The 4,384-nt window shown below is 38.5% G+C and carries 2 protein-coding genes and 3 pseudogenes; all 5 read right to left on the bottom strand.

From position 1 onward, the window contains the following. Positions 1 to 353 (bottom strand): annotated as a pseudogene (locus H6F44_RS22290) (ATP-binding protein); the annotation flags it as partial. 14 nt (positions 354 to 367) lie between these two features. Beyond that, a pseudogene (locus H6F44_RS23435) lies at positions 368 to 460 on the bottom strand (type II toxin-antitoxin system PemK/MazF family toxin); the annotation flags it as partial. Positions 461 to 507: 47 nt separating this feature from the next. Next, on the bottom strand, positions 508 to 723 hold the full coding sequence (locus tag H6F44_RS22280; RefSeq protein WP_190353276.1) for a hypothetical protein: 216 nt from the start codon (positions 721 to 723) through the stop codon (positions 508 to 510). A 142-nt stretch (positions 724 to 865) separates the two neighbouring features. Continuing rightward, positions 866 to 3,901, bottom strand: a complete 3,036-nt coding sequence (locus H6F44_RS22275) for an N-6 DNA methylase (protein WP_190353275.1) — start codon at positions 3,899 to 3,901, stop codon at positions 866 to 868. A 36-nt stretch (positions 3,902 to 3,937) separates the two neighbouring features. Continuing rightward, positions 3,938 to 4,126, bottom strand: a pseudogene (locus H6F44_RS22270) (type I restriction enzyme HsdR N-terminal domain-containing protein); the annotation flags it as partial. Between the last annotated feature and the right edge of the window lie 258 nt (positions 4,127 to 4,384).

Below are 4,384 nucleotides of genomic sequence, written 5' to 3'. Positions count from 1 at the left end.
CGTTGTCCTGCTTCTGCTTCTGGAATTGCTGGCGGATGCAGTTCTTTGGGTAGCCAAAATCGCGCATTTTTTGCCCAAGCTCCTAAAATTGCTTTTTCGGCGATTTCGGGTTGATCTGGGAAAGCGGAGCCAACTTCAACAGACACCATGAGGGCGGTATATTCACCACTGGCGGTTAGTTCTTGCGCGAGGGTGAGCATGGCGGTGGTTTTGCCGACTTGGCGCGGGGCATGGATTACGAAGTAATTGCGCTGATCGATTAGCGATTTGATCTGGGGCATACGCTCTACGGATGAGAGCATATAGTGAATGTCTGGTTGGCAGGGTCCTGCGGTGTTGAAGTGCTTTTTCATTGTTTAATATTTCTTCAGTCTGTATAGCCAAGTGTAAACAGTACAACGCTTTCTAGTCTAGCGATCGCCTCAAAGTCTAATTGTCCTATTCGTTTAATCAATCGAGTTTTGTCAAGTACCTGAAGCTGATGACAGAGTACAACTGAGTCTTGATTTAATCCACATACTCAGCAATTCCTGTTTCAGCTAGTTGTCGATCTTCTTCGGCAAATTCTTGGTAGAGGTTGGCAAATTGACTAATATCTGTTGTTGGTTGGCGAAATCTTGTCTGAAATTTGATAAATGCGATGAAGTCAGCAATTTGTTTTAGTTGCTGATCGTTGAGGCGATCAATGTCTCTTTTGAGAGCTTTTTTGGTAATTTCTAGCATTAGTTTCTCCAAATATCAGTTTGTAAACATTTTATCCAATTGGCGGTATGTCTCTATCGCACAATTCGTTAATGATCTCATCGGTCTGTGGATGTCGCATATTTGTTATCCTCTTGAATTTTTTATTCTCCTAAATACAAGACTAATCACCACTAAATCCTTTGAGCAAAAGCTCTTTCACTAATTTTTCTAACTCTTTTCCTTTACTGCTACTTCTAATATGTTTTCTGACATCTTGACGCACATTAGCAAAATAAACATCTCTCAGTTCAAGGTTCGCAACTTCTTTTTCTAGTGCTTTACCAATTTTAGAAATTTCAAGATGCAGGTCAGATTCTGGACTAAATTTAGGGATTTTAAGTTGCCAAACGTGCTTACACACATCTCTTTCATCTTTTCCGTAAGACATTAAAGGACGAGTTTCTAGAGTGGTAATCTCTGCATTTAAAATCGCGCACAAATAATATGATTCTTCTTTACTTTCAGTTGTTGCCCAATAGAGTTTGCTATCGACAATAGCTTGCCTATTGGATAATATTGCAGAACAAATATGCATTCCAGACTTTGCATATAATACCCTTTCCCTTGGTATAGGAAATTGCTGAGATAATCCTTTGTGATAATTAATTCTCTCAAGTAATGTCAATCGATCACTTGTCCGATATTCATTCCATATTGCTTCTGCTTTGCGCCACCAATTACATAAGTTGGGATACATATTAATTAGCTCAGATTCTCCATCCATCAATGCTTTCCCATTCCAAGGAATAATTGCTAATTCAGGTTCTTGACAACGAAAAGGTAAAATAGAAGCCCCTGTATATAGAGGTCTTATAAATTCACTCTCGATAGTTCCCTCTAAATCTGGAATATTTATCCAAGGTCTTTTTTCATAGGCAGATCGTTGAGATTTAACTAACTTACGTCCCGAAGCTAATCCCAAAGGACTTGACACTTTCTCCACGACAGACAAGAGAACCTTTGGAACTATAGTTGCTCCTTGCGAAAATCGGGAATGATAGGGAGAAATATCACTGTCTGAACTTATTTTTATTTCTTCTTTAGTGAATTTAAGTAATTTTTTGACCACACTCCATGATGCTTTCGGTTCCTTTATTCTTCCAGTCCAATATTCAGTAATCAAAGGCATCTTTACCGATTTTTGAGATCTCTTACCAAAAATAACCGATGCACCTCTAGGGAAAAAATGTGGTCTTAATCTTCGCAAATCCCATGATTCTTCAAACTCAACATATGTTGTTGCGCCTTTACCCGTGTAATAGTTTCCTTCTCGAAATCCTCCAAAATATTCTCTGTCCGTTACTGAGTTAGGCATCACAAAAGCAAATTTTCCACCATCATCTAAATAAGTTTCAATACTTTTAGCAACAAATAATGCTGAAAGGTCTTGATGCGTTGCATTCTTTGCTCCATGCCACAGCGATCTTTCCTCACTCATTTCTTTAAATGAATCTTGCATATCTTTAGGCATATGTCGATAGGAAAGCCAAGGTGGATTCCCAATCAAAATATCAACTCTATTTTGAGGTAGACCTAACCAAGCAGGGCGCACTAAATTACGCACATAATATCCCCAAATATGATCGCGTCCACTTTTATGTAATTCACACATTACAATGAAAGTATTTGTAAGCATCTCATGAAACTTTTCAGCAATTGCCAAGCGCCGAAATATACCAGTTAAAGAAGATGTCGTTTTGCCTTGATTCGCTTGAGTTGCCTTATCTGCTAAGTCCTTTACAAGCTCATCAAAATTATGAGAATTTTGCAGAAGTTCATGGGGAAACCGTAACTCTGAAGCAAATAATTGTCCTTCGCTATTTGTTTCAATAACGACTTGATCCTTTGACCACAAATCATATTGCTTCTGTCGCCATTGCATAGAGTCAGCCAAATAGACAGGAATATTAATTTCCCCTCTGGCTGGATTCATCAAATTGTCACGACCGATCGCCAAAAGATAAGTTACACGAGCTAAAGTTACTGCGACTGGATGAATATCAAAACCAATAACATTTTTTGCCAAAATTGCCAGAGATTCACTAATCGACAATTTCTCTTGTTCTGCTTTCTTTAAAAGATTTTTGACCGCATGAAACAAGAAAGTTCCAGATCCACAGGATGGATCTAAAACACGTTTATTCAAAGGATCTTTAATAGTCTTTTCGACAATTACTTCCGCCAACCAATCTGGTGTGTAATATTCTCCTAATTGCTTTCTTAATTCTTGATCAATGATGGATTCATACAAAACCTTCATGATGTCATAGGAAACTTCACCCCAATTAAATCGCGAAATCTTACGAGCCAGCGATCGAATAAAGATATCGCCTTCGTCAACTTCAATCACCCAATCAAAAAAGTCGCTTTCAACTACACCATAAATTCCGCTAGTCTCAAACTGAGAACCTGACAACAGAGAAGCAGGAGATAAATCATTAACATTTAAACCTAAGACAGCATGGGCAATAATTTCCGATACATTTACAAGTAACGTATGCTCAACAAACAATTCATCACTATCCGTGAATTGACTGCCTAATGCTGTCGTCAAAAGCTTTGCCCATAATAGGCGTTTCATTTGCACAGTAGGCAAATGCTTATTCTCTTCATACAAACTTAGTAACGTTGCATGATTAATTGCATAGGAAGAGCTTTCTACACCCAGCTTATTATTTATTTCTTCAGGAGTAGGAATTACACCTTGCTTTGTCGCTAAAACACCGTCTAACCAAGCAATTAATTTGTCAGCATCTGGACTACTTGAGTTAACTAAATGTTTAGACACTTCAACAAACTCTTTAGACGGCTTGAGATGAAAACATCGCCATTCCAAACCATCCGATAAAATACCAATATAGTTCTGTCCTGTTTGCTGCGTCCGAACCTCAACATAGCCAGATAATTGTTTTATAGCGTCAGCTAGAACTTTCCCTTTTCTCAAGTCTTTTTTGACTTCAATCACAACTGAGCCAATTTCAACGTCAATTCTGCGGAGATCCCCCAATTGAGCCTCAAGTTTTACATCCAGATCTTCATCGTCGAGATCTAATGAAGCTTGTAATAATAAATCCCTGATTCCAGCTTGTATATCCGCTTCAGAGCGCTTTGCTTCTCTGTCAGCTAATTTTCTTACAATTTCAACAATATTTGACATTTTAGCTAAATACAAAAAATTAGAGTTTTATTTAAAGTAAAGCTGCCTAACCGCCTCTTCAGGAGTCAGCTTAATATCCTTACCCCGCACCAAACACCTAATATAAGGCACATCTCCCTTAGTGCTTGATTTCAAAAAAATAGACTGCTCAAGCCAAGCCACCTCATCAGGCTTAAACTGTGAAAGCTTATACTCAGAGTCTTTCAGGATATCGGATAGGTTCATCAGGTACAAAAGGTGTCATCTAGAAAATCATTGTCTGCTATAGAGTGTAGCCTACTGATGACGGTAACACAATCACCCCCGAATCACCGTAATTGTTCTGCCATCTGGACTCTGAGCAATTTCTGTAGTGGTGCGATCGCTAAACTTTGCAACTGAAATATACAGCGATCGCCCATCCATACTTCAAATTTCATCAGGATTGATTCCCATTGACCTGAGATAATTCGCTAGTTTTTCTTTTTGTTGACGCTCTTGCAG

The organism is Pseudanabaena cinerea FACHB-1277 (assembly GCF_014696345.1).
Classification (GTDB): domain Bacteria; phylum Cyanobacteriota; class Cyanobacteriia; order Pseudanabaenales; family Pseudanabaenaceae; genus Pseudanabaena; species Pseudanabaena cinerea.
The sequence above is the reverse complement of the archived record's forward strand: the minus strand, read 5'-3'. Positions and strand labels throughout refer to the sequence as shown.